We start from the raw sequence: 21,230 nt of genomic DNA, 5'->3' as shown, positions 1-21,230 counted from the left end.
TATTTGGCATTCTTTTGATGCAGTCTTAGCTATTATTGTTTATGCCGGCAGTATCAGGTCCAGTTTTGTTGGGTTGCGAAGCGATGATCTGAATAACTAATGGAATACCGGGATTACGATTTTGGGCATTCCAAACTAAAGAGAGCGTTGTTCGTTGTGGTAAAGTGGTCAATTCAAGGAAAGTGACATCAACATGGTATCCGTTCTTTAAAGATGAAGGAACTATTGCAACACCCAGTCCCTGAGCAACCATATTGAAAATAGTTAAAGCATTCACTGTGCGTAAAGTAACTTTGGGGATAAACTTATGATCACTAAAAATGCTCATCACGAGATCATAATACGAGTGGCTATAGTTTTTGGAAAATAAGATAAATGATTCATTTTTGAACGCATCAAGACTTGGTTGCGGCGACTTCAATAGGGGATGATCGTTGGGTAAAACGAGGCTAAAGTGCTCTGTATGTAGAGGCAGGCTACATAACCCGGGGGGCGTTTCGGAAAGACGAACAAACCCTAAGTCCAGTTCTTTTTTCTCCAGCAGATCCAGCTGGGTTTCATTCGCTAGTTCGTGAAGTGATAACTCGATATCAGGCTGCTGCTGTTTTAAGGTGACAAGCAATTGCGGTAAGATTGTTTGAACAGCCGACCCGATAAACCCCAGCTTTAAGGTGCTTATTTTACCGTTGGCAAAACTTTGAAGTTGAGTTTCAATCTGATCCAAGTGCCTAAATAGTTCTTTCACCTCCTGAAAGAGATACATCCCCGCTTCAGTCATTTGAACATTTCGTTTATTACGCTCAAAGAATGTTACGCCATAGGATTCCTCCAGCTGCTTAATTTGCCTGCTCAAGCCTGGCTGCGCAATAAACAATTTTTCGGCAGCCCTTCTAAAATGCAGTTCTTCCGCCAATACTTTAAAATACAGTAAATGTCTTAGCTCTATTTGATAATTCATGGTTATCAATTGATGATAAAAATGGTATTTCTAATTATCAAATATAGCAAGTACATTTGAGTAAAGCAGTTATGATAATGGAAAAATTTTTATATGGCAGTGGGCAGCTAACATGCTCCACAGCTTTAGCGATAGCAAAAGGAACGGTTACCGGGGAAATTTCCCCCGAAGTCAAGGATAAGATCGAGCAAAGCGCCAGTTATGTCAGGAAAATAGTAGAGCGCGGTGAGGTTGTCTATGGGATCAATACAGGTTTTGGTCCATTGTGCACCACACTTATTGATGCAAGTCAAACGCAGCTGTTACAGGAAAATATTCTAAAAAGCCATGCTGTCGGTATGGGAGAACCTATAGCCAACGATTTGGCCAAATTGATGCTTATTCTTAAAGTTCACGCGCTTTCTAAAGGATTTTCAGGAGTTCAGTATGCGACGATTGAGCGGATTATTTGGCATATTGAAAATCATGTCATTCCTGTGGTCCCCAAACAAGGTTCTGTGGGCGCATCGGGTGATTTGGCCCCATTGTCACATTTATTTTTACCATTGATTGGTTTAGGAAAAGTTAACGTAGAAGGGGAGATTGTGGAGACAGCTGCCGTTTTGGAAAAACACGGTATGGCACCGGTTCAGCTGGGCGCAAAAGAAGGGCTGGCTTTAATCAATGGAACTCAATTTATGGCGGCACATGGTGTGATGGCTGTTGCCGAGTTAAATCGTGTACTTCAGAACGCTGACATTATTGCTACCTTAATGATTGAAGGCTTAAATGGTTCAATAAAACCATTTTTTACAGAATTACATCAATTACGCCCGCACCCAGGAAACCGCTATGTCGCTGCAAGCATTTTTAACATGCTTCATGGCTCGGCCATTTTGGAAAGCCACAAAGACTGTTCTCGTGTACAAGATCCCTACTCGCTGCGCTGTATCCCTCAGGTCCATGGAGCATCACGCAATGCTTGGTTTCATTTGAAGGATACCATAGAAATCGAAATAAATGCAGTGACCGATAATCCTGTGATCATTAATGATGAACTAACCATTAGTGGCGGTAGCTTTCACGGACAGTCAATTGCTCTGCCTTTGGATTATGCCACACTGGCCGCATCGGAAATTGGCAATATTTCGGACCGAAGGGTCTATTTGTCTTTAGAAGGTCAAACCAACGGCGTCCCAAAATTGTTAATGAAGTCAACCGGTCTCAATTCAGGATTTATGATCTTACAATATAGCACTGCCGCGATAGCAAGTGAGAATAAAGGACTTTGTTTTCCTGCAAGTGCAGATAGTATTCCTACCTCTTTAGGCCAGGAAGATCATGTCAGTATGGGATCTATTGCCGGCCGAAAATTACTGCAGGTCATTGACAATGTCGATAAAATACTAAGTATTGAACTGTTATGTGCGGCACAGGCCAAAGATTACCATCAGCCATTAAAATCGACTGCAGCATTGGAAGCTATCCATGCAAGAATTCGCCAGTCCATTCCGCATATTGAATCCGATCAACCGATGGAAGAGCTGCTGACGGAGGCACTAAGCCTCGTAAAATCAGGCGAACTGATCACATTGCATCGTCAATATGCTACAGGTGAGATTGAAGCGGATTTGAAACAAAGGTTTGAAATGTTTTAAACGAAGAATGATGGAAAAAGAGCTGAAATTAGTTGGACCTTTTAGGCAGGTATTAACGCTGTCAAATATGCCCGTAAATGGGGCACTCCACGATAAACAATTGGCTATTATTAAAGAAGGAGGTATTTTAATAGCGGGTAACCATATATTGGAAGTGGGGGATTTTGAGCAATTACAACTGCAATGGGGAAAGGAGGCGGCACTTGTACTTGTAGAAGGAGATCAGGTCGCTCTGCCAGGCTTTATTGATTGCCATACACATATTGCTTTTGCCGGTAATCGAGCGAATGATTTCGCCCTTCGAAATGCAGGCTCAAGCTACCTGGAGATTGCAGCGGCAGGAGGTGGGATCTGGAGCACCGTTTCCCATACGCGGGATTGTAAGGCAGAAGAATTGATTGATCTCACTATCCAGCGCGCAAATTTTCTATTAAGGCAAGGAATCACAACAATTGAAGTTAAAAGTGGTTACGGCCTCAATGTTAAAGAAGAACTTAAGATATTACGGGGCATTCAGAAATCGGATCGTCGTACAGCATCAGACCTTATTCCAACTTGTTTGGCTGCACATATGCTCCCACGGGACTTCGACGGATCCGCAAAAGATTATCTTCATCTGATCACAACAGATCTTTTTCCCCTATTGAAATCAGAAGGGCTATCGAATCGGATTGACGCATTTATCGAAAAAACGGCTTTTCAGGGGGAAGACATTGTGGCCTATTTACGAAAAGCAAAAGAAATGGGTTTTGATCTGACTATTCATGCCGATCAGTTTACCACTTCGGGAAGTCAGATTGCTGTAGAACTCGGTGCGCAATCCGCGGATCATCTTGAAGCATCAACTGCGGCTGAAATAGAACTCATCGCACACTCAGCTACTGTTGCTGTGGCGCTGCCTGCCGCCTCAATCGGTCTGGGATGTGGTTTTACACCTGCTAGAAAGTTGCTGGATGCAGGGGCATGTTTGGCAATAGGAAGTGACTGGAATCCAGGTTCCGCGCCCATGGGACAGTTACTGACGAGTGCGAGTATTTTGGCAACAGCAGAAAAGTTGACGAATGCTGAGCTGCTTGCGGCACTAACCTACCGTGCTGCAAAAGCCTTAAACCTGTCGGATCGCGGCGTGTTGACCAAGGGCATGAAAGCAGATTTTAGTTTATTTAAAACAGATAATTATCAGGATATTACCTACTACCAAGGAAGCTTGCAGCCTACAGCAGTATGGAAAAATGGTCAGGAAGTATTCTCAATATAACAACATGGAAGATACATTTAAGAGTGAGGTTGCGGAAGGTATTCCGACCGTATTACCTCCAAAAGTAGAACGAGATCATACAATAAGTCATGCCCCCAGACGAAAGGATATTCTCACCAAGTCGGAAGAGAAGCTGGCCCTACGGAATGCATTGCGTTATTTTCCAAAACAATGGCATACGGTTTTAGCACCTGAATTTTTAGAGGAGCTTCGTAGTTTTGGGCGAATCTACATGTACCGCTTTAGACCCCAATATGCAATGCACGCTCGACCGATAGATGATTATCCAGCAGTGAGTAAGCAGGCGGCAGCTATTATGTTGATGATTCAGAACAACCTCGATCCAGCTGTAGCACAACATCCCCATGAACTGATTACCTATGGTGGGAATGGAGCTGTTTTCCAAAATTGGGCTCAATATCGCCTCACCATGCAGTATCTTTCGCAGATGACAGATGAGCAAACTTTACATCTTTACAGTGGTCATCCAATGGGGCTTTTCCCTTCCTCACAACATGCACCTCGTGTTGTTGTAACCAATGGCATGATGATTCCAAACTATTCGAAACCGGATGACTGGGAACGTTTTAACGCCTTAGGTGTTACACAATATGGACAGATGACAGCAGGTTCCTATATGTATATTGGTCCGCAGGGTATTGTGCATGGCACCACAATTACTGTCATGAACGCTTTTCGAAAACATTTAGCAGTAGACGATACCATTCAAGGCAAGGTGTTTTTGACTTCTGGTTTGGGAGGTATGAGTGGCGCACAGCCCAAAGCAGGTAATATTGCCGGCTGTATCACCGTATGCGCTGAAATCAATCCCGCTGCGGCAAAAAAGCGGCATGAACAGGGTTGGGTAGACCGATTGATAGAAAATATCAATGAACTCGTTGAACAGGTACAGTTGGCGATGGATCAAAAGGAAACAATTTCCTTCGCCTATATCGGTAATATTGTCGAAGTGTGGGAAGCCTTTGATCGCGAAAATATCCACATCACGGTAGGATCTGATCAGACATCATTACATAATCCCTGGTCCGGGGGCTATTATCCAATGGGGCTGACCTTTGCAGCATCCAATGCGCTATTAGCGACCGATCCTGACCGGTTTAAGCGATGTGTACAAGAAAGCTTAGTACGACATGTCGATGCCATCAATAAGCATGTATCCAAGGGAACCTATTTCTTTGATTACGGCAATGCGTTTCTGTTGGAAAGCAGTCGTGCTGGTGCAGCCGTATGGAATGATAAAAAGGATCAGTTCCGCTACCCATCTTATGTGCAGGATATTCTTGGTCCAATGTGTTTTGACTATGGTTTTGGACCATTTCGCTGGGTTTGCACGTCTGGAAAGACTTCGGATCTCCAAAAATCAGACGAAATAGCCATGACAGTTTTAGAAAAGCTCCGAAAAGAAGCCCCTGTGGAGATTCAGCAGCAGATGCAAGATAATATTCAATGGATCAAAGAAGCTGGTAAAAATAGACTTGTAGTAGGCTCTCAGGCGCGTATTCTTTATGCAGATTCCAATGGACGTATTGCCATAGCAAAGGCTTTTAATGAAGCCGTAAAAAGTGGCTTATTTGAAGCACCTATTGTTTTGGGAAGAGACCATCATGATGTGAGCGGTACCGATTCACCTTATCGGGAAACAAGCAATATCTACGACGGCAGTCAATTTACAGCAGATATGGCTATTCATAACGTCATTGGCGACAGTTTCCGGGGGGCCACTTGGGTATCTATTCACAATGGCGGCGGAGTCGGTTGGGGTGAAGTCATCAACGGAGGCTTCGGTCTACTGCTAGATGGCTCTGAAGAAGCAGCTTTTAAGTTAGAAAAGATGCTGTATTTTGATGTGAATAATGGGATTGCTAGGCGCGCCTGGGCTAGAAATAAGGAAGCTAATCAGGCGCTAGATCGTGCAATGGAGAAAAATACGACATTGCAAGTTACCCGCGCCCAACTTGTAGATGACGATATTATCGAACAATTATTTGATCTGAGCGAATGAACTTATTGTTGAATAATCCGGAAATATACAACAAAGGAGACCAAGCGGTCTGGAAGGGGCGTATCGATGGGCAGGATCGTGAATGGATGCGCTGGCATCAATTAATGGATTGTGTTGATCTTCTCGGGCAGCCCGATTTAAGGCAGTCCATTGCTTTTCTCGGATTCTGTAGCGATGAGGGGGTTGGACGCAATCAAGGTCGTGTAGGAGCCAAAGATGGACCGACAGCACTTCGGAATGTATTAACAAACCTTCCTGTACATTTTTCTGATAAACTAAAACTTAAAGACTGCGGTGATATACTTATAAAAGACAGTGATTTAGAGCTATCTCAACAGGGGCTTGGGGCTGCATTAAATTGTATTCTCGAACAAGAAGGATTTCCAGTCATCTTAGGTGGTGGCCATGAAGTAACTTACGGCCATTATTTGGGTGTTAAAGAATTTCTAAAGAGTCGTAACCAAAGTCTTGGCATTATTAATTTGGATGCCCATTTAGACATCCGTCCATTGCAGGATGGCAAAGGGAATTCTGGAACGGGCTTCTTTCAAATCGAGCAGGATCAGTCTAAAGCTGATTTGCCATTTCATTACTTGGCGATCGGTATTCAGGGAATTAGTAACACCAAGGGATTGCTGGACTATGCCAAAGAGAAGGATGTGCAGATTATTGAAAGAGAGAGTTTGGTCATTGAAAAGCTGGATTTAATTAGGGAGAAAATTGTTCGTTTCTCCAAATTAGTGGATTATGTGTATTTGACGGTTGATCTTGATGCTTTCGCTGCAGCCTATGCACCGGGAGTAAGTGCATTGGCATTTAACGGTATAGTTCCTGATCATTTGTTTTTTACGATCTACGATATGCTACTGGATCTGCCTAATCTAAAATCTGTCGATTTTGCCGAATTCAATCCCCATTTTGATATTGATTCCAGAACGGCCAAACTAACGGCTGATCTCATTTTTAAGTTGATAAACAAATTAGCAATCAAACTTGATTAGCAACTGCTCATTAGCTAAACAGGAGGCAAAAAAGATGGTTAGATACATTGCGACAGCAATCTAACCATCTTTTTTCACATTGGCGAGGTCTTAAAAAAGCACATCGGCTAATGCTGGATCCTTATCAAAAACTGATTTTGCAAAAGGACATAAAGGCATAATTTTTAAATTTTCTTTACGTACATAAGTCACTGCCGCCATCAATAGCTGTTTACCTAGCCCTTTTCCTGCGTATTCTGAATTTACTTCCGTGTGGTCTATAATGAATTTTGTAGGGCCAGCCCAGGTATAGGTCATTTGTGCCACTGACTTTTCTTGATCGATAACCTCAAAGCTACCATGTTTATCGTTATTTTTTTGTATTATTTCCATGAGCATGAATTTAATTAAGAAAAGCCAAAATAAACAAAATCCAGCAATATATAACATGAACAGTAGTTTAGAAAAACAGCTATTTCTATCAGCTAGATTGTATAATTGGCGTCCGTGTTTTGTAAAATTGCGATGATTCTTTTGGATAGCTAATATTTTTAGTATGTTTGCTTTGCGTTATGAGTGTAAATCAAAGCAAAAGACAAGAATTTGCCATTGTGGACATAGAGACTACAGGTGGCAATGCAAAATCGAGCAGGATCACAGAGGTTGCCATTGTTATTCATGATGGTAATCAGGTTTTGGAACGTTGGGAGACCTTGGTGAATCCAGGGAAAGAGATTCCGAATTCGATTTTTGCGCTTACGGGTATAAACAATGACATGGTGAAGGACGCTCCATTATTTGATGAAGTAGCCGAGCAGATTTATGAAATGCTCAAAGACCGTATTTTTGTTGCACATAATGTAAATTTTGATTATTCATTCATTCGATTTCAGCTTCAGGAATCGGGCTTCGAGTGGTCGGCGATTAAATTGTGTACAGTACGCTATGCGCGAAAAATAAAGCCGGGATTATTGTCCTATAGCTTGGGGCGATTATGTGATTATTTAGATATCCCGATTGAAAATAGGCACCGTGCAGGTGGCGACGCCGATGCAACAGCCATTCTCTTTGCTTATTTGAAAGTGCTAGATACCGAACAGGTATTTCAGGATATGATTAAACATAAAGCGCTAGATCAACGGTTTCCACCGCATTTAAATCCCTTGGAGTATGAACAATTGCCCAACGAGGCTGGAGTCTATTATTTTCACGACAAAGCTGGAAAAGTAATTTATGTTGGCAAAGCCGTCAATATAAAAAAAAGAGTATTGTCTCATTTTACAGGGAATAATATTCAAGCGCAAAGGCAACATTTCTTAAAGGAAATTCATCATATAAGTTATGAGTGCTGCGGGACAGAGCTGATGTCATTGTTGTTGGAATGTGCGGAAATCAAAAAGTTCTGGCCAAAATATAATAGAGCACTTAAACGGTATGAGCCTAAATTCGGTTTGTTTTCTTATGAGGATCAAAATGGCTATCTCCATCTGGCTATTGGGAAGACGACAAGGGGACAAGAATGTGTTCAGTTGTTTCAGCGCGAATATGACGCTATTCAGTTGCTGCAAAACTTTATTCAGCATGACGCTATTAATCCGCAATTTTGTCAGTTTGGGCACGCCAGTTTGTCTACGAAAGCGCTAAAGAAGACCGAATTGCCCGATCGAGACCTACACAATACCCGGGTGGAACGTTGTATCGAGGATTGGCTCAAACAGCAGCCATCCTTTGTATTGATCGATAAAGGACGTAATTCCGATGAAAAAAGCTGTATCGTCATTGAAAATGGTGTTTTTTATGGAATGGGATATATTGATCAATACGGCCAGTATAGCGGGTTTGAAGATATAAAAGGACAAGTAAAAAGATATCAGAGCAATCACTACATGATGGAATTGGTCAAAATGGCAGCAGAAAGACATCCCGCTAAAATACATTTCCTAACAAAATCAAAGATTTTACCTGATGTTGCGGCAGAACCTGATTTCTCTTATGAAAAATTGGCTCCGAATAGTCTCTTTAATTTCTTTTAACAGTTTATGTTCTATTCTTATTTTGGAAATGTCTTCCCTTTAGTCATTTCAATCTCAGTAATCTGTTAAAGAAATGTGAAATAGTAAATTACGCGCGATTTTGGTCCAATAGTTGAAATATTCTTTGTGTAGAATATTAAAAAAAGACTTTTCATAATTTAGGTTAATAATTGGTTAGTTAAAACCTGGGGCTCCCAACCTCAGGTTTTCTTTTTTTAATATTTCCGGACAAGAATTTTACGCGAAGTATGACTTCTATTATGATTATTCAAAATAAAGTAGCGCTTTTTTTAATTTAAATACGTGTTTCAATTTGCTGTTTTTCAAGCGATTGTATTTTGTCCCCCCTTTGTCCCCCTAAGTTTTTTCTCTGTATAGTTAGTTTGAGCTATTTTAGTGTCAGCATACTGTAATAGCGAAATAGTAAAACAAAGATGGGGCGTTTTCTAAAAGTAGCTGCGGTATATCTTATCCATATCTTTATATATAAAAAGGGCCTTGGCCCTTTTTTTTTATTCCTATTATTCAGATTGCCTATTTTAAGCCAACGGTACCTCGACCTAGATTTTAATATAGATCTTTTTCTTCCGTAGGCAATATGCGATCAACCAATTCAAAGCGACAAATAGCAGCGCAAATAGGGCGGACGATAATCGTTGGTTTTGCCAGCTATCAAACAGGAAATGGTAGCTTAAGTTCCAAAGATTTTGATGTGTATCCCCGATGAGAATAAAAGAACAAATCGTGGGGATTAAGCCGCTAAGACAATAGATAAATAGTGTATTCTTACCGAAATCGTCAAGGACAGTGTAAATTATCCCTTTGATGTTTTGAAATTCGATAAGATAGATTAATATACCAAGAAAAGAGAGTGCAATTCCAGTGCTGAATACGGCGTAGCTGCTGGTCCAGATCTTCTTATTAATAGGAAAAACAAATGACCATAGATAGCCAATAAGGATAAAGGACAGACCTACGACAACGAGGTTCATCAGCTCCCTTTTTCCTGTCAGTTTTTGAATAATGTACTTTCCGGTAATATACCCGAATATTGTTTGACTGATGGCCGGTAATGCGCTCCAGATATCCTCTGGATCAAATGCTGTGCCCTCGCCGTGATAGAGATGGGATGCACCAAAGATTCGGATATCGAGTGCTGTTCCGAACCAACCGTCCAAACTATAGGGATCCGATGGATTACTATAGTAGCAAATCAACCAATAGAACAAGAGAAAGGCCACACCGATGATAATTGTGCCTTTATCTTTAAAATAATATATTAACATGGCGCAACTGAAATAACAGATAGCGATACGTTGCAATACGCCGAAATACCTGTACTTGGCAAATGGAATCCATTCCAGCTTGTGAAGGCTATTCCATTCAACAAAAGGAAAAACATTTAAAAAGATGCCCAGCATAAAAAGGATGCCCGTTCTTTTCGCAACTTTTTGCCAATAGGCTGATGGAGCCTGTTGATCTATATTTTTTAAAGAAAATGCCATCGAGTTTCCAACAGCAAATAAGAAAAATGGAAATATAAGATCTGTAAACGTACATCCATGCCAGATGGAGTGTTCAAGTTGAGGAAATACATGATGATAGTTGCCGGGATTATTGACGAGAATCATAGCCGCGAGTGTAAACCCACGGAAAATATCCAGTGATTTAAAACGAGTCATAATAAAGTATATTCGTAAAAAAGGCTGTTCAAGGAATTAATCCTTTGAACAGCCTATGCTTGGTCTAATTAATAGCCTGGATTTTGAGTCAGGCTCGGATTTGCCTGCAGTTCCAATAATGGTATTGGAAGGAGCAGGCTATTTTGGTTAAAATTATACTTAATCAACGTAGGGTTGCTCTGTTTGCCGTTATCGCATGTAAATTTTATTTCATTTAGTTTATTCATTACATCTACCGTGACACCATAACGATTTAAATCATCCCAACGTTGACCTTCGAAAGCAAGTTCCAATCGGCGCTCGTTGAGAATGATGGCCTTTAGCGCACTGGAGCTGACACCGGATAAATCGGACAGCCCTGCGCGATGACGTATGACATTAATGGTGTTTATCGCACCAGAAGTATTTCCCAAGGCGTTTTGAGCCTCTGCTTTAAGCAGAATGATGTCCGCAAGCCGCAAAAGGTAAAAATGATCGCCACTTTGGAAGCTGTTGGCATGTTTTTGCTTTACATTAAATGGGATTTCTGTATCGGCATCTCCACAAGGGTTCCAGAACTCATCTGCCCAAGGGACAGAGAAAAACCAGATGTTGGCATTCTTTCGTTCAGTGTCGCCAGCGTTGTCATAAGCTTCGACTAGATCTTTCGAAGGTGTGCCATACCGGCGCCATTCGTTTTCGTTGATTTGGCCATTTTCATCAAGATCCGGGAAAAAGAATGCGCCACCCCAACAGCTTAGATTGGGACTGCCGGCGATATAGGGAATCTCTATGATAGATTCACTGTTATAGTTATGTTTACCGTCAAAAAGATCCGCATAGTTTTGAAGGAGCTGATAGCCACCTTTTCCAGTAATCACTGCATCGGCGTATTGCAATACCTTATTGTAATCTCGATCAGGGCGTTGTGCCCATATCTTGGTCAGCAAGGCATTTGCAGCACCTTTTGTAGCTCTAACCTTGTCAATAGAGGCTTGTCCAAATCCATCGGGAAGATTGTTTGCTGCCACTTGTAGATCCGAATCTATAAAATCATAAACCTCCTCTACAGTTGATCGCTTGATGCGTAATACTTCGGCATCTGTACTGTTGGAGTGTTTTTCCAAGGGTACACCACCATAAAGTTTGACCAATTGATAATAATGGAAGGCTCTTAAAAATGAAGCTTCTCCAAGAATTTGTTTGCGTCTTTCATCCGAAAAAGTAGGATCTGTGACTTTATCAACATTGTCGATAACGATATTGCATTTTGAGATTGCTCCATACAGTTCTTCCCAATCCCTGCGTACCATGTCATTGGTATTGGTAATGGTATTATAGTCAATTTGTGCAAAGTCTATCTCACCACCACCGGCCGCATGCGCATTGTCCGAACGGATATCGGTCTGTAAAATCATCTCCCATTGATAATAATTGGCATTGCTTCCTGGGCGGGTACCATTGCCTATAAAAGAATTATAGGCCCCGTTTAATGCTTTCTCAATATTGTCTCCGGTGAGATAGGCATTTTCACTCGTTACCGTGGAGGTAGGCTGAAGATCTAAAAACTTTTTGCAGGAATTTAGAGCAAGAGAAGCCAATAAGGCGATGGCTAATGACGTATATCTATTTGATTTCATTGTTTGTAAGCTAAAAGGTTAAAAAGTTAGGTTTAAACCAACAATAAAGGTGCGTGCCTGCGGCGAAGTGCCAAAATCGATGCCCGGCGCCATATTGGAGCTCACGGTTTCCTGGTTAGCTCCCCCATACATGCTTACCTCAGGATCTAAACCTGAGTATTTTGTGAATGTTAACAGATTCTCGCCTGTCACATAAAAACGGACCTTATTGAGCTTCCATCTTTCAAGCACTTGTTTAGGTAGGGTATAGGCCAAAGTCATCGATTTTACCCTGAGGTAGGAACCTTTCTCTACAAAACGGGAAGAAATCTGTGAATTGTAGTTGTCATCTGTATTGTTTAGATCCGGACGTGGCATAGTACTATTTTTGTTATTGACTGTCCATCTGTTTAACACGGCAGTACTTTGGTTTCTCGGTTCCCACATACCTTCTGTATAAATACGTGTCGCATTAAGGATATCATTTCCCTGTACACCCTGTAAGAAAAAAGAAAAGCTGAAGTTCTTATAACTAAAATCATTTGTCATGCCATAAGAGAATTTTGGTGTAGCATTACCAATGATAGACATATCACTCGTTTGAAGACCTGCTTCAGGGTCGGCCATCTGATAGATCATATCTCCGGTCTCTGGATTGACACCTTTCGCGACGTAACCCCAGAATGATCCCAATGCAACCCCTTCTTTCGCAATCGTACTATTGCCGCGGCCATCAATATTTCCGTCATAGTAGGTTCCGCCATCAATATTCAGTACTTTATTGCGATTGAGCCCAAAGGTGACTGTTGTATTCCATTTGAAATCGTGAACGAAATTTCGGCTACTCAATTCGAATTCGAAACCTCTATTCTGTAGGTCGCCGAGGTTTTTCAGCGCAGTTCTATAACCGGAACTATACGGAACTCTTGAGTTGAGAAGTAGGCCTACAGTTTTTTTTGCATAATAATCTGCACCAAATATCAATCTGGAATTAAAGAAACTGGCATCCACACCAATGTCGGTCTGGTTTGTTGTTTCCCATTTTAGATTGGGGTTGTCCAAGGTAGAAGGTGTATACCCCGGTACAACCTGATCGCCGATATTGTACGATCCCGTGACGTCAACTAAACCAAGATAGGAAAAGGCCGGGATTTGGCTATTTCCAACCTTACCCCAACTAGCGCGGATTTTCAAATCGTTTACTGTATTTTTCAGCGAACTAAAGAAATCTTCATTGGATAAACGCCAGCCGGCAGAGAAAGAAGGGAAGTACCCCCAACGGTTATTAGGCCCAAATACAGATGACGCGTCAGCTCTCAGATTGGCTGTAAATAAGTACTTGTCGTTATAATCATAACCGATTTTTGCAATGCCGGAGACAGTGGATACAGCAGCATCTATCGCTGTTGGCATCGCCGTAATCATCGAACCTCCATTGACGGTGTGAATCGCTGGATTAGCAAAATTCTGGGTAGCAATATTTGAGATTGTTGTTTGTGTTTTAGTGGTAATATAACCTAATAAACCTGTGAAGTGGTGCTTGTCACTAAAAGTTCTGTCATAGTTTAATGTATTTTCGGACATCCAATACTGATTGTCCTGCTGCTGGAGCGTCGCCATCCCTTTATATTTTCTACCCTCTGTCGTGCGGAACGGATCCACAAAAGTGCGATACTGGTTGTTAAATTTCTCATACCCAAACAGCGATTTGAATTTTAGTCCCGGTAGGATATTAGCCTCCACAAAGGCATTTCCTGTAAATCTGTTGTTGATATAGCTGTGCTCGTTGCCTGTTGCCAATGCAACGGGGTTGTCAAGATCCGTATAGAATGGATCTACTGTGAAAGCCCCCTTGTCACCGTATATGCCGATGACTGGAGAGCCCAGGTAAGCATTCATGATGACTCCATTTCGGGAGTTCTCGTTAATGTCCACATCGTACCAACGGTTGTAAGATAAGCTTGTTCCAACTTTAAAGATTTTATTGATCTGATGATCCAAATTAACCTTAAAATTGACCTTGTTTACTGTATTTGTGATGACCGTGCCATTATCTTTTTGATAAGATCCAGAAATGTAAAACCCTGTCTTTTCATCTCCACCGCGTACTGAAGCCTGGTATTTTTGGCTGTGGCCGGTGCGGAATAGCTGATCTGGCCAGTTCGTATCAGCGGTATATTTCGACCAATCCAAGGCTTCTCCCACCTCAGTCATTAATTCTCTATACTGTGCCGCATTTAGAACGCTAGGCTTTTTTCTGATGGCTGAAAATCCTTGATAGGTTTCGAAATTTACCTGTGTCTTACCGTTTGTTCCTCTTTTGGTCGTAATCAACACAACGCCATTGGCTCCAGAAGATCCATAGACAGCGGCAGAAGCAGCATCTTTTAATACCGAAATGCTTTGAATATCTGATGGATTGAGCTCCGATATATTTTCGGTAGGAACGCCATCTACAATGTATAATGGATTGCTACCTGCAGTGATTGTTGAAGTTCCACGAACACGAATGGAGAAGCCAGCTTGCGGTTGTCCGGAGGATTTTACAATTTCTACCCCCGCCATCTTACCTTCCATGGCACTCGCCAATTGGGTCACAGGGCGATCTTCAATATCTTTTGTGCTCATGGTTGCAATGGCTCCCGTGATGTCCTTTTTCTTCTGTGTTCCAAAACCGACCACAACGATCTGTTCCAGTTGGTTGTTGGCAGTTTTCATCTGCACGTTGAGGAAGCTATTGGAGCCTACCGTACTACTGATAGTCTCATAACCTATCGAACTAAAGCTGAGTTGATGTGTAGGGGTCGCTTCAATCGAGAATTCACCTTTACTGTCTGTTTCCGTTTGTTTACCTGTTGTTGTATTGCGGATTGTGACCCCTGTTAATGCTTTACCATCGCTATCGGAAACGCGTCCTTTGACAAGCTGTTGCACATTGATCGTGTTTCTTAAGGGCATATCATCTGTTTTCCTTTTTAGGACAATGGTGTTGTTGACAATTTTATAAGAATACGATAGCTCTTTTAGGTTGTCATCCAGAATTTCAACAATAGAACCATCTTTATGGTTTATTCGGATTTTTTGGTTATCATTAATCTGTGAGTTATCGTACAGAAACACATAAGAACTCTGACGTTCGATCTCTTTAGCAAACTTAGCCAAAGTGTATTCCTTGTCTTGTAACTTGATTTTAGTTTGGTTTACATTCGCCATCGCCAAATTATTTGCATGGGAAACGCATTGGATCGCAAGTAAAGCAGCAAATAGTTTTGCCTTTTTACCAGCCCCTTGGATGGTTTTAAGTTTATACATAATTAGTTGGGTAAGTTTGTTTTATATTAAATAATTTAGAGTTCAACTTCAATTTTATTGTTTTGCAATCGACATTTTATATCCAGGAAGTTGAGGGTCTCAACCAGTTGCTGGGCCGTTGAATTACGTTTTATTTTTCCTGTCAGTTCACGCTTTTCATTTGTTCCTTTATAGACAATATCTACATTATACCAGCGTTTTATGGCGGCGAGTGCATCTTTTATTGGTGTCGATTCAAAATAGAAAAAGCCATTTTTCCAGGCCATTGCCTCTTCGATATTGGCTTCTGCTACGATAAGATTCCCGCCTGTGGTAAATGCTGCTTGACCAGGTTTCAGCATTTTTGACTTGCCGAATTGCGAGACTTGTACAGAGCCCGCTATAAGTGTGGTTTTATTGTTTTCATTTGGATAGGAGCTTACATTAAAATGTGTTCCGAATACGCGAATGGTTTGTTCATTCGATCGCACATAGAATGGTCGCTTACTATCGTGGCTGACTTCAAAATAGGCTTCACCAGATAATTTTACTTCACGGCTATTTGACGCAAAAGATTCAGGAAATGTCAGCACGGAGCCAGCGTTTAGCCATACCTTACTGCCATCGGCCAAAATGATCGTATATTCTGTTCCAATCGGCGTTTCAATGGTATTGGTTCGGCTAGCAGCAGTATTCTTACTGGCTGTAAATTGATATTGCACGGTTCCGGAAGCAGTTGTAACAATTTTCACCTGTTCATCCTGATGAAGAACGCTCTGTTGGTGGGCAGAAAGGTCAATTTTAGTTCCGTCGGCTAAAGTTAATACGGCTGCTTTAATGCCCGGATGAACTTGCTGTTGCGTCTTCACGGCTACCTGTGGGGTATCTCCGGTTGTTCTTTTAACAAGGTAAAGGGGGAATATAAATAACAGTGCTAAAGCAGCAGCTATTCCACCCAATTTCACCCATTGTGGAATTCGCTTGATTTTTGACGCTTGGATTTCCTGCTTTATATTTAAGAATAACAGCTCTTTGAGTTGTTGTTCATCCGTTGCGAGCTCCTCGGGGATAGGGAGAGGTTCGCCATTACTTGTTTCATACCATTGTTGCAGTTCGGCCTCTTCTTCAGGGGTACATGTGCCTTGAAGCCATTTATAAGCCAATTGCTTTATCCGGAATTGATTATGATCAACCATATTTAGGGGTTATTTATATGTAGAGTCCCTAAATCGGGCTGATACCCTGACAAGAAGAGAAAAAAAATTACAAAGTAATCAGAAAGCGCTGAATACCAGTGCGTATTTTTTTTAAAGCACGGCTTAATTGGGTTTCGACAGTTTTCACAGAGATGTTCATGCTTTCAGCGATCTGTTTGTAGGAGAGGCCCTCCTCGCGGGATAATTTGAAAACAAGCTGGCATTTTTCAGGCAGTTCCGAAACAAGCTGATCTAGCCGAACACGAAGCTCTTCAAACTGGAGCCAATTTTCCGTCGAGTTATCAAAATCCACCCATTCCGTATCATGCTTAAAAGCTTTCTGTTTGTATTGTTGTGCGAGATATTTAAATACTTTGTATTTAACGGCCACAGCGAGGTAGGAGGCGAGATTGCTTTTGATTTGGAGTTGATGGCGTCTCAGCCAAAGTGAAGTAAAGATATTTTGTACAATTTCCTGCGCATCTTCCAGTGAATTTGTTTTGCGGGCAGCCTGGTAATAAAGCGTTTTCCAATAGCGATCATACAAAGCTTCGAAAGCTAAGCTATCGTCTTGTTGAATCAACACGATCAACTCTTCATCTGAATGGCCTCCAAAATCTTTCATGCAAGACAATAATTTGTTTTTCTATGGTTATACGACGTGAAATGCTAATTGCGCTATAAATGTAGGGACTAAATTATGAATAATGCAACTTTAATATATAAAAGCTGGCTTTAAGCAGCTAAACGCATATTTTACAAAGGATAGCAGCTTCGAATAGACAAAAAAAAGGAGTATCTGAATCAACAGATACTCCTTTTTTTAAGAAGTACTTCTTAGAAGTTTGGCTTCAACAAGTATTTATCGTAGAATCGGAAAATATGATCAGCTGCTTCCTCGGCCGTATCCACAATTCGAAATAGTTTTAAATCCTCTTCACTGATATATTTGTTTGAAATCATCGTATTTTGAACCCAGTCTATTAATCCTTTCCAATATTCAGAGCCGACCAATACGATTGGAAAACGTGCAATTTTACCGGTTTGAATCAGTGTGATTGCTTCAAAAAGTTCGTCCATGGTTCCGAAACCTCCAGGCATAACAATATACCCTTGAGAATACTTCATAAACATGACCTTTCTGACGAAAAAGTATTTAAATTCAAGCAATTTGTCGCGGTCAATATATTTGTTGTGAAATTGCTCGAATGGCAATTCAATGTTTAGACCAACAGACTTCCCTCCAGATTCGTAGGCGCCCTTATTGGCTGCCTCCATAATACCCGGTCCACCACCAGAGATAATACCATAACCGCGTTCCGTCAATAAGCTAGCAATATCTACCGCCATTTGATAATATTTGTGTTCGCGTGGGGTACGTGCTGATCCAAATATTGAAACACAGGGGCCAATTTTCGCCAATTTCTCAAACCCATCCACAAACTCTGACATCACTTTAAAAATCTGCCAAGAGTCCTTTACTTTAATTTCCTGCCATGTTTTGTTTTCAAATGCGCGGATAATTTTATCTTCTTTTGTAATGTCCATATATAACGTTATACATTTAATTTCTAAAACCTAATTTTTCAAAAAGGAATACAATATAGCTATTTTTTTAATACTAGCTACTTTTTCTGATTATTCTTACATTTGCATTATGAATTTTTCTTCTAAACTTCTCGAGAACGCAGTTGCCGAATTTGGAAAATTACCTGGCGTGGGACAAAAGACGGCATTAAGACTGGTTTTGCATCTGTTGAAGCAATCCGATGCAGATGTAGCGCGTTTTACGGCCTCTATCGATCGCTTGAAAGAAGATATTCAATATTGCCAAGAATGTTTCAATATTTCTGACCACAATATATGTGAGATATGCGCCTCATTCAAACGCGATAAAAATTTGATCTGTGTTGTAGAAGACACGCGAGACGTGATGGCCATCGAAAATACAAATTCCTATCAAGGTGTATATCATGTATTGGGAGGATTAATTTCGCCTATGGATGGTATTGGCCCTGCTGATTTAAAAATCGAAGGGTTAATTAACCGAATCCAGAGAGGTGAGGTAGAAGAAGTTATTTTGGCCCTTTCAGCAACAATGGAAGGGGATACCACCATTTTTTATTTATACCGTAAATTGCGTGAATTTGATGTAAAAATTACAACGATTGCCCGCGGTATTGCCTTTGGTGGCGAGTTGGAATATGTCGATGAGCTAACCCTGGGACGCTCCATTGCGACACGGGTGCCTTACGAGCGCAACGTTGGTTAATTGTATTTAAGATAGATTTGTTTCACGCCTTCGTGTACTTTTCTTCCTTTTTCAATTTGTTGTTGTCGCCATAAGCTGTCGGTAACCATACGATTTGCTTTTTTATTTTTTAAGATATTCACATAAGCAATTTTACCGAGTACCGTCTTCTTTAAACCCAATAGTGAACACGAATAGTCGCCCAATAGATAATGATTGTAGTAGAGGTGAATTTCGCGCATGAGCTTTCGTCCCCATTTGTTTGTGGGGTAGGCCGCTTTAATGGGCTCTTCCATGAGTGATTTTGCTAAAGCTAAACTATCCTGATCTCCTGATTGTTGTGTCATGGTCCAATAATACAAAGCTTCAATGGCTTGCTCCTCTGTGTCGGGGAGAAGTTGCAATGGAATACCCAGCAATGTTCCGATAAATTTCCAGACATGGAATAAACCTTCAACCTCGTTTTTCAATACATTGAATTTCATGCGTTTTAGTCCTGTTAGGTAAACAAGAGAAAATCCGAGATTGGTTGCAAGCATATCCCACATATTTAATGGAATACCCCATTTTTCTGTTTGCCACTGACCGTGCTTTAGGATGTTTAATCGCGCATACGAATGGATACACCGGGTGAGTAGAATGGCCTCTATGCCGATATTACCCTTTTTCAGTGCATCATCGCCTGTGATATCCACCCAAAAGGTTACCGTTTCGGTGAGTCGTTTGACAGCCCCTTTTTTTAACGCACCTGTAAAGATTAAGGGTTTATTGATCGCACTGGATTCATAGCCCCCCATGAGGACATAATCCCGTAACACAATAAGTCCTGATAAACCAGAACGTTGACTGAGCCCAATGCCTTGTTCTATTTTATCCCAATCTAACCAAGAAGGGCTGAGATCTAATGTATTTAAAAAATTCAGCAATACATGTTCGTATGCTGCATCAATAGGCTTGCCTGCAAGTGCATCTTTAAGCAGTTGTTGACCTTGATGGAAACCAATTTTTAGGTGTAGCTGCTCGACAAGTTGGTCGCAGCTATTGTCAAATTGATAGAGTAAAGGAGTAAATTGATCGGCAGCAGCGAGGGAAAGTTTCGTCGGCAATTTGCGAAGCAATTCGACACCAAGACCCTTCGACCAATAAAAAGAAAATGAACTTGTATTAACTTGATAACGTTCGGGTACTCGCATATCTTTTATTGAATTGTCCAAACGGTATAACTTCCAGTTAGTGTGATACTAATATTTGATTTATTAAACTTAAAGTCTATATAATCCATTTGACACGATGAGAGATCACTGCAGCAAAATTGACGATCAATTTTAAAATGAAGTCTAAATGAACCTTCGGTACTATTTGTATAAAAAGTTAATCCACTTATGCTAAAGTCACTTAAATGCGGTGCGCCATCTTTATCTTCCAATTGCTCGATAACGTAATCATTGATTTCTTGCTGATGTTTGGCGATGAATGGTATAAGATCTTGATTGCTGAATGGTATGATTAGATCGTCTTTCTTTAGTTGGATTCTGATGTTAATTTCTGTCATCTTATTATGCTGTACTAATAAAGATCTCTCCAGTTTGGAATATATAAACTGAAGATTGCTTCTGTTTCTTTTCGCGTCTTATGAGCAAATTTACAGAAAGCCTTTAGAATAATTAGATTGATGTGTTCTTTTTCGAAATCAATGAGTCGATTTGAAAAATGAAATCCACCTTCAACGATTCTAAAATCGTTTTTGGATAAGTTATGGATGGTTACTGTAGCTACATCATATATATCCAACTGTTCTTCCCAATAAGCAATCTGCTTGATTATTTCATGATAGAGTAATTCCTGACTCCATTTGTGCAGTAATTTCAATGTATTCGTGCTCTTCTTTTGATATACACATATACTTGTAGCTGTCAGTTCAACGGTTGCTAGCGTTGTGGAAGGATAGATTTTGACCAAATAAGGTTTTCCAAATAGGTAGTAGGGATTTTCTAGATAGGAATAGGATATACCTTCCGATTTACTTTCTGGCGGGTTTAACTTGATGTATTCTTTAAGGAAAGCAACATCGCAATGTGCCGGAGCATGTACACGATAGGGTGATGAACTACCCGAAATTTGGATATAATCTTTATTCCAGGGAACTATTTCATAAAATATACGACCGATTTCGATTTGCATTTCTCGATTTTAAATTAGATATGGGGGCGTCGGCATTCAATATCCCTTGACACCCTGGCAACCGCGTTAAAGTAACATTTTTTTATATTAAACAATAGTTATAATCGTAACAATTTTCTTTTATACAAGGAGTCCAAACAAT

At 40.8% G+C, this 21,230-nt stretch carries 17 protein-coding genes; 6 read left to right on the top strand and 11 right to left on the bottom strand.

The genetic code is table 11. The features are described from left to right. Positions 1–25 precede the first annotated feature (25 nt). A complete protein-coding gene (locus tag K2F45_RS13835) occupies positions 26–958 on the bottom strand; it encodes a LysR family transcriptional regulator (RefSeq protein ID WP_075992693.1) in 933 nt (310 codons plus the stop codon). A gap of 77 nt (positions 959–1,035) precedes the next feature. Here K2F45_RS13835 and hutH point away from each other — a divergent pair, with 77 nt between their 5' ends. Genes hutH through hutG form a run of 4 tightly spaced genes read left to right on the top strand, consistent with a single transcriptional unit; the run spans position 1,036 to position 6,877 of the window. Further along, entirely contained in the window at positions 1,036–2,595 is a 1,560-nt protein-coding gene (gene hutH / locus K2F45_RS13830; protein ID WP_075992692.1) for a histidine ammonia-lyase, read from the top strand. Positions 2,596–2,602: 7 nt separating this feature from the next. After that, the gene (gene hutI, locus K2F45_RS13825; protein WP_172840693.1) at positions 2,603–3,853 is read left to right on the top strand and encodes an imidazolonepropionase; all 1,251 of its coding nucleotides are present in this window, start codon (positions 2,603–2,605) and stop codon (positions 3,851–3,853) included. Between the two features lie 4 nt (positions 3,854–3,857). Further along, positions 3,858–5,876, top strand: coding sequence for a urocanate hydratase (locus tag K2F45_RS13820; RefSeq protein WP_075992691.1), 2,019 nt, complete (start codon positions 3,858–3,860; stop codon positions 5,874–5,876). After that, positions 5,873–6,877 carry a formimidoylglutamase gene (gene hutG, locus K2F45_RS13815; RefSeq protein ID WP_075992690.1) on the top strand — a complete coding sequence of 335 codons (1,005 nt, stop codon included), beginning with the start codon at positions 5,873–5,875 and terminating at the stop codon, positions 6,875–6,877. The genes K2F45_RS13820 and hutG overlap by 4 nt, the downstream gene beginning before the upstream one ends. A 90-nt stretch (positions 6,878–6,967) precedes the next feature. Here hutG and K2F45_RS13810 read toward each other — a convergent pair whose 3' ends face one another. Further along, positions 6,968–7,306 carry a GNAT family N-acetyltransferase gene (locus K2F45_RS13810; RefSeq protein ID WP_237241674.1) on the bottom strand — a complete coding sequence of 113 codons (339 nt, stop codon included), beginning with the start codon at positions 7,304–7,306 and terminating at the stop codon, positions 6,968–6,970. Between the two features lie 122 nt (positions 7,307–7,428). Here K2F45_RS13810 and K2F45_RS13805 point away from each other — a divergent pair, with 122 nt between their 5' ends. Further along, positions 7,429–8,889, top strand: coding sequence for an exonuclease domain-containing protein (locus K2F45_RS13805; protein ID WP_248931731.1), 1,461 nt, complete (start codon positions 7,429–7,431; stop codon positions 8,887–8,889). 560 nt (positions 8,890–9,449) lie between these two features. On the opposite strand, the gene K2F45_RS13800 is transcribed toward K2F45_RS13805, so the two are convergent. The 6 genes from K2F45_RS13800 to K2F45_RS13775 form a co-directional block, all read right to left on the bottom strand. Continuing rightward, on the bottom strand, positions 9,450–10,571 hold the full coding sequence (locus K2F45_RS13800) for an acyltransferase family protein (RefSeq protein ID WP_075992688.1): 1,122 nt from the start codon (positions 10,569–10,571) through the stop codon (positions 9,450–9,452). A gap of 68 nt (positions 10,572–10,639) precedes the next feature. After that, positions 10,640–12,190: a RagB/SusD family nutrient uptake outer membrane protein gene (locus tag K2F45_RS13795; RefSeq protein ID WP_075992687.1), complete on the bottom strand. Its 1,551-nt coding sequence runs from the start codon at positions 12,188–12,190 to the stop codon at positions 10,640–10,642. A gap of 18 nt (positions 12,191–12,208) precedes the next feature. Next, positions 12,209–15,481, bottom strand: a complete 3,273-nt coding sequence (locus tag K2F45_RS13790) for a TonB-dependent receptor (protein WP_075992686.1) — start codon at positions 15,479–15,481, stop codon at positions 12,209–12,211. A gap of 35 nt (positions 15,482–15,516) precedes the next feature. Beyond that, on the bottom strand, positions 15,517–16,656 hold the full coding sequence (locus tag K2F45_RS13785; protein WP_075992685.1) for a FecR family protein: 1,140 nt from the start codon (positions 16,654–16,656) through the stop codon (positions 15,517–15,519). A gap of 67 nt (positions 16,657–16,723) precedes the next feature. After that, the gene (locus tag K2F45_RS13780) at positions 16,724–17,281 is read right to left on the bottom strand and encodes an RNA polymerase sigma-70 factor (RefSeq protein ID WP_075992684.1); all 558 of its coding nucleotides are present in this window, start codon (positions 17,279–17,281) and stop codon (positions 16,724–16,726) included. 212 nt (positions 17,282–17,493) lie between these two features. Beyond that, a complete protein-coding gene (locus K2F45_RS13775; RefSeq protein WP_075994812.1) occupies positions 17,494–18,198 on the bottom strand; it encodes an LOG family protein in 705 nt (234 codons plus the stop codon). 115 nt (positions 18,199–18,313) lie between these two features. On the opposite strand from K2F45_RS13775, the gene recR reads away from it, so the two are divergent. After that, positions 18,314–18,928, top strand: coding sequence for a recombination mediator RecR (recR, locus tag K2F45_RS13770; RefSeq protein ID WP_075992683.1), 615 nt, complete (start codon positions 18,314–18,316; stop codon positions 18,926–18,928). Here the strand turns inward: recR and K2F45_RS13765 are convergent. Genes K2F45_RS13765 through K2F45_RS13755 form a run of 3 tightly spaced genes read right to left on the bottom strand, consistent with a single transcriptional unit; the run spans position 18,925 to position 21,088 of the window. Further along, positions 18,925–20,100, bottom strand: a complete 1,176-nt coding sequence (locus K2F45_RS13765) for an oxygenase MpaB family protein (protein WP_075994811.1) — start codon at positions 20,098–20,100, stop codon at positions 18,925–18,927. The genes recR and K2F45_RS13765 overlap by 4 nt on opposite strands. A 5-nt stretch (positions 20,101–20,105) precedes the next feature. Beyond that, a complete protein-coding gene (locus K2F45_RS13760) occupies positions 20,106–20,459 on the bottom strand; it encodes a hypothetical protein (RefSeq protein ID WP_075992682.1) in 354 nt (117 codons plus the stop codon). Between the two features lie 14 nt (positions 20,460–20,473). Further along, positions 20,474–21,088: a hypothetical protein gene (locus K2F45_RS13755; RefSeq protein ID WP_075992681.1), complete on the bottom strand. Its 615-nt coding sequence runs from the start codon at positions 21,086–21,088 to the stop codon at positions 20,474–20,476. Positions 21,089–21,230: the final 142 nt, after the last annotated feature.

Origin of the sequence: Sphingobacterium siyangense (assembly GCF_023277505.1) — a bacterium.
Lineage (GTDB): Bacteria > Bacteroidota > Bacteroidia > Sphingobacteriales > Sphingobacteriaceae > Sphingobacterium > Sphingobacterium siyangense.
The sequence above is the reverse complement of the archived record's forward strand: the minus strand, read 5'-3'. Positions and strand labels throughout refer to the sequence as shown.

What these genes read in the sequence shown, in the direction of transcription:
- hutI (WP_172840693.1), top strand. Translation starts at nt 2,603, where the DNA reads ATGATGGAAAAAGAGCTGAAATTAGTTGGACCTTTTAGGCAGGTATTA.
- K2F45_RS13790 (WP_075992686.1), bottom strand. Translation starts at nt 15,481, where the DNA reads ATGTATAAACTTAAAACCATCCAAGGGGCTGGTAAAAAGGCAAAACTA.
- K2F45_RS13810 (WP_237241674.1), bottom strand. Translation starts at nt 7,306, where the DNA reads ATGTTATATATTGCTGGATTTTGTTTATTTTGGCTTTTCTTAATTAAA.
- recR (WP_075992683.1), top strand. Translation starts at nt 18,314, where the DNA reads ATGAATTTTTCTTCTAAACTTCTCGAGAACGCAGTTGCCGAATTTGGA.
- K2F45_RS13795 (WP_075992687.1), bottom strand. Translation starts at nt 12,190, where the DNA reads ATGAAATCAAATAGATATACGTCATTAGCCATCGCCTTATTGGCTTCT.
- K2F45_RS13820 (WP_075992691.1), top strand. Translation starts at nt 3,858, where the DNA reads ATGGAAGATACATTTAAGAGTGAGGTTGCGGAAGGTATTCCGACCGTA.
- K2F45_RS13765 (WP_075994811.1), bottom strand. Translation starts at nt 20,100, where the DNA reads ATGCGAGTACCCGAACGTTATCAAGTTAATACAAGTTCATTTTCTTTT.
- K2F45_RS13805 (WP_248931731.1), top strand. Translation starts at nt 7,429, where the DNA reads ATGAGTGTAAATCAAAGCAAAAGACAAGAATTTGCCATTGTGGACATA.
- K2F45_RS13760 (WP_075992682.1), bottom strand. Translation starts at nt 20,459, where the DNA reads ATGACAGAAATTAACATCAGAATCCAACTAAAGAAAGACGATCTAATC.
- K2F45_RS13755 (WP_075992681.1), bottom strand. Translation starts at nt 21,088, where the DNA reads ATGCAAATCGAAATCGGTCGTATATTTTATGAAATAGTTCCCTGGAAT.
- hutH (WP_075992692.1), top strand. Translation starts at nt 1,036, where the DNA reads ATGGAAAAATTTTTATATGGCAGTGGGCAGCTAACATGCTCCACAGCT.
- K2F45_RS13780 (WP_075992684.1), bottom strand. Translation starts at nt 17,281, where the DNA reads ATGAAAGATTTTGGAGGCCATTCAGATGAAGAGTTGATCGTGTTGATT.
- K2F45_RS13800 (WP_075992688.1), bottom strand. Translation starts at nt 10,571, where the DNA reads ATGACTCGTTTTAAATCACTGGATATTTTCCGTGGGTTTACACTCGCG.
- hutG (WP_075992690.1), top strand. Translation starts at nt 5,873, where the DNA reads ATGAACTTATTGTTGAATAATCCGGAAATATACAACAAAGGAGACCAA.
- K2F45_RS13785 (WP_075992685.1), bottom strand. Translation starts at nt 16,656, where the DNA reads ATGGTTGATCATAATCAATTCCGGATAAAGCAATTGGCTTATAAATGG.
- K2F45_RS13835 (WP_075992693.1), bottom strand. Translation starts at nt 958, where the DNA reads ATGAATTATCAAATAGAGCTAAGACATTTACTGTATTTTAAAGTATTG.